The 4,475-nt window shown below is 69.5% G+C and carries 1 protein-coding gene; it reads left to right on the forward strand.

All coding sequences use genetic code 11. The features are described 5' to 3' along the window. A partial coding sequence (locus A5744_RS01905; protein ID WP_139331204.1) for a non-ribosomal peptide synthetase occupies nucleotides 1-4,475 on the forward strand: 4,475 nt, incomplete at both ends.

Below are 4,475 nucleotides of genomic sequence, written 5' to 3' on the forward strand. Positions count from 1 at the left end.
GACGCTGCGGGCGATCACCTCGAGCTGGCGAAACGGGTTTGGTCGCAATGGCATTCGTTGGCGTTCGACGTCTCGGTATGGGAGATGTGGGGTGCGTTGCTGCATGGCGGTCGGCTGGTGGTGGTGCCCGAGTCGGTGGCGCGCTCACCCGAAGACTTTCTCGCCCTGCTGGTAGCCGAACGGGTCAGCGTGTTGAGCCAGACCCCGTCGGCGTTCTATGCGCTGCAAACCGCCGACGCGCTGGCACCCGAGCTCGGCCAACAGCTGAGCCTCGAGGCGGTGGTGTTCGCCGGCGAAGCCCTTGAACCGCAACGTCTTCGGGCATGGCGGGACAACCACCAAGGGTTGCCGCGGCTGATCAACATGTATGGCACCACCGAGACGACGGTGCATGCCTCGTTCCGCGAGATCGTCGGCGACGATGTCGACGGCAACGTCAGCCCGATCGGTGTGCCGCTGGCCAATCTGGGCTTCTTCGTGCTCGACGGCTGGTTGCGGCGGGCGCCCGCGGGTGTGGTCGGGGAGTTGTATGTCGCGGGTTCGGGGGCCGGCTATGGGTATGTGCGCCGGGCCGGTTTGACCGCGTCGCGGTTCGTGGCGTGCCCCTTTGGCGGACCCGGGGCACGGATGTATCGCACCGGGGACCTGGTCTGCTGGGGCGCCGATGGGCAGCTGCGGTATCTGGGCCGCGCCGATGAGCAGGTCAAGATCCGCGGGTTCCGCATCGAGCTGGGCGAAGTCCGTGCGGCCTTGGCCGGTGTGGACGGGGTGCAGCAGGCGGTGGTGATCGCCCGCGAGGACCGCCCCGGCGACAAGCGCCTGGTCGGCTATGTGACGGGGAGCGTCGAGCCGGCCGCGGCCCGCGCGAGGCTGGCCGAGCGACTGCCCGAGTACATGGTCCCGGCCGCGGTGGTGGTGTTGGACGCGCTGCCGTTGACGGTCAACGGCAAGCTCGACAAACGGGCCCTGCCGGCGCCGGAATACTCGGACGCCGATCGCTATCGCGCTCCGGCCACAGTCGCCGAGGAGACCCTCGCCGGCATCTATGCCCAGGTGTTGGGGCTGGACCGGGTCGGGGTCGACGAGTCGTTCTTCGACCTGGGCGGGGATTCGCTGTTGGCGATGCGGGTGATCGCCGCGGCCAACAAGGCTTTGAAGGCCGGCCTCTCGGTGCGGGATCTGTTCGAGGCGCCCACGGTGGCGCAGTTGGCGCCCCGCGTCGGCGCCGAGGGCAGCGGGCTGGAGCCGTTGGTGGCCGCCCCGCGGCCGGCGGTGATTCCGCTGTCGTTTGCCCAGAGCCGGTTGTGGTTCCTGGACCAGCTGGAGGGGCCGTCACCGGTCTACAACATGGCGGTGGCGCTGCGGTTGAGTGGGCGCCTCGACGCCGACGCGTTGGGTGCGGCGCTGGCCGACGTGGTGGGCCGCCACGAGTCGCTGCGCACGCTGTTCGCGGCGCCCGACGGAGTGCCCCGGCAGCTGATCGCCCCCGTCGAACGGGCCGATTTCGGTTGGCAGATCATCGACGCCACCGACTGGCCGGAAAGCAGCCTCAATGGGGCCGTCGACGAAGCGGTCCGCTATGGTTTCGACCTGGAAGCCGAAATTCCTTTGCGAGCAAGGCTTTTCCGCGTCGCCGAACACGAGCACGTGCTGGTGGCCGCCGTGCACCACATCGCCGCCGACGGGTTGTCGGTGCGACCGCTGGTGCAAGACCTGGGCCAGGCGTATGCCAGCCGGTCCATGGGGCGGGCCCCCGACTGGCCTCCACTGCCGGTGCAGTATGTCGACTACACGCTGTGGCAGCGCCAGCAGTTGGGCGATTTCGACGACGATCAGAGTCGCATCGCCGCGCAGCTGGCCTACTGGGAGGACGCGCTGGCCGGCCTACCCGAGCGGCTGCAGCTTCCCACCGATCGGCCGTATCCGCCCGTCGCCGATTACCGGGGTGCCAAAGTCGCGGTGAATTGGCCGGCGGAGCTGCAGCAGCAGATCGCGCGAGTGGCGCGCGAGCATGACGCGACCGGTTTCATGGTTGTCCAGGCCGCCCTGGCGGCGCTGCTGTCCAAGCTGAGCGCCAGCAGCGACGTGGCGGTGGGGTTCCCGATCGCCGGGCGGCGTGATCCCGCGCTGGACGACTTGGTGGGTTTCTTCGTCAACACGTTGGTGCTGCGGGTCGATGTGGCCGGTGATCCCACGGCCGGCGAATTGTTGGAGCAGGTGCGCCAGCGCAGCCTGGCCGCCTACGAGCACCAAGACGTGCCTTTCGAGGTCCTGGTGGAGCGGCTCAACCCCAGCCGAAGCCTGACCCATTCTCCGTTGATTCAGGTGGTGTTGGCCTGGCAGAACGACGAGCCCGCCACGCTGAACCTCGGCGATCTGCGAATCACCCCATTGCCGGTGGACACCCACACCGCCCGCATGGACCTAACGTTTTCGTTGGCCGAACGCTGGACCGACAGCGGCGAGCCCGCCGGTATCGGCGGGGAGGTGGAATTTCGCACCGACGTATTCGACGCGGCCAGCATCGAGGGGCTAGTCGAGCGGTTACGGCGGGTGTTGGTGGCCATGACCACCGACCCGGGGCGCCGGTTGTCGTCGGTGAATCTCCTGGGCGCCGGCGAGCGCGCCAGGCTCGACGAGATCGGTAACCGATCCGTCTTGAGCGCGGGCGAATCGTCGTCGGCGTCGATCCCGGAGTTGTTCGCCGCGCAGGTGGCGCGCGCTCCCGAGGCGGCGGCCCTCAGTTGCGGCGAACGCTCGTGGACGTATCGCGAGCTGGATGAGGCGTCGAATCGGTTGGCGCACTTGCTTTCCGGCCACGGCGCGGGCCCGGGGGAGTCGGTGGCGCTGCTCTTCTCCCGGTCGGCCGAGGCGATCGTGGCAATTTTGGCGGTGCTCAAGACCGGGGCGGCGCACGTGCCGATCGACCCGGCGCTGCCGGTGGCCCGGGTCGGGTTCATGGTGGCCGATGCCGCACCCGCCGCCGCGATCACCACTGCCGAGTTCGCCGACCGGATGCGGGGTCACGAGGTGCCGGTCATCGATATCGGCGACCCGCGGATTCGCGCCCAGCCCGGCACGCCGCTGCTGGCGCCGGCAGCTGACGATATCGCGTACCTGATCTACACGTCGGGCACGACGGGCATCCCCAAGGGCGTGGCGGTTACCCACCGCAACGTCGCCCAGCTGGTGGAAAAGCTGCACGCCGACCTACCGCAGGGACCGGGACAGGTGTGGTCGCAGTGGCATTCCTACAGCTTCGACGTCTCGGTCTGGGAGATCTTCGGTGCGCTGCTGCACGGCGGGCGCCTGGCGGTGGTGCCCGAGGCGGTGGCGCGTTCGCCGGAGGACTTCCACGCCTTGCTGGTCGCCGAAAACGTCAGCGTCCTATGTCAAACCCCTTCCGCCGTGGGGATGCTGTCCCCGGCGGGTCTGGATTCGACGGCGTTGATCGTCGCCGGTGAGGCCTGTCCGACCGAGTTGGTGGACCGGTGGGCGCCCGGGCGGGTGATGATCAACGCCTACGGGCCCACCGAGGCCACCGTCTATGCGGCGATGAGTGCGCCGCTGGCGGCGGGGTCAGGGGTGGCGCCGATCGGCTCGCCGGTGCCGGGCGCGGCGTCGTTCGTCCTCGACGAGTGGTTGCGGCCGGTGCCGGCCGGGGTGGTCGGGGAGTTGTATGTGGCGGGTCGCGGCGTGGCGTGTGGGTATGTGCGCCGGGCGGGGTTGACGGCGTCGCGGTTCGTCGCGTGCCCGTTCGGCGCATCCGGGGCCCGCATGTACCGCACCGGCGATCTGGTGCGCTGGGGCGCCGACGGGCAGTTGCAGTACCTGGGCCGCGCCGACGATCAGGTCAAGATCCGCGGCTATCGCATCGAACTCGGTGAAGTCCAGGCGGCGTTGGCCGGCCTGGACGGCGTGGAGCAGGCGGCGGTGATCGCCCGCGAGGACCGGCCAGGCGACAAGCGGCTGGTGGGCTATGTCACTGGGGCCGGCGAGCCGGCTCGCCTGCGCGCGAAGCTGGCCGACCAGCTGCCGCCGTATATGGTGCCGGCCGCCATCGTCGTGGTCGACGCGCTGCCGTTGACGGTGAACGGCAAACTCGACAAGCGGGCGTTGCCCGCACCGGAATACCGGGACGGCGATCACTATCGCGCTCCTTCGGGCGCGGTGGAGGAGATACTGGCCGGCATCTACGCCCAGGTCCTCGGTCTGGAGCGGGTGGGGGTTGACGACTCCTTCTTCGAGCTGGGCGGGGATTCACTGTCGGCGATGCGGGTGATCGCCGCCGCCAACAAGGCATTGGACGCCGGGCTTGCGGTGCGCGTGTTGTTCGAAGCGCCGACGGTGGCGCAGTTGGCGCTGCGTGTGGGTGCCGAGGGGGACGGGCTGGAGCCGCTGGTGGCCGGGGAGCGGCCGGCGGTGGTGCCGTTGTCGTTCACCCAGAACCGGTTGTGGTTCTTGGACCAATTGCA

The sequence above is a fragment of the Mycobacterium sp. IS-1264 genome, assembly GCF_001954195.1.
Taxonomy (GTDB): Bacteria; Actinomycetota; Actinomycetes; order Mycobacteriales; family Mycobacteriaceae; genus Mycobacterium.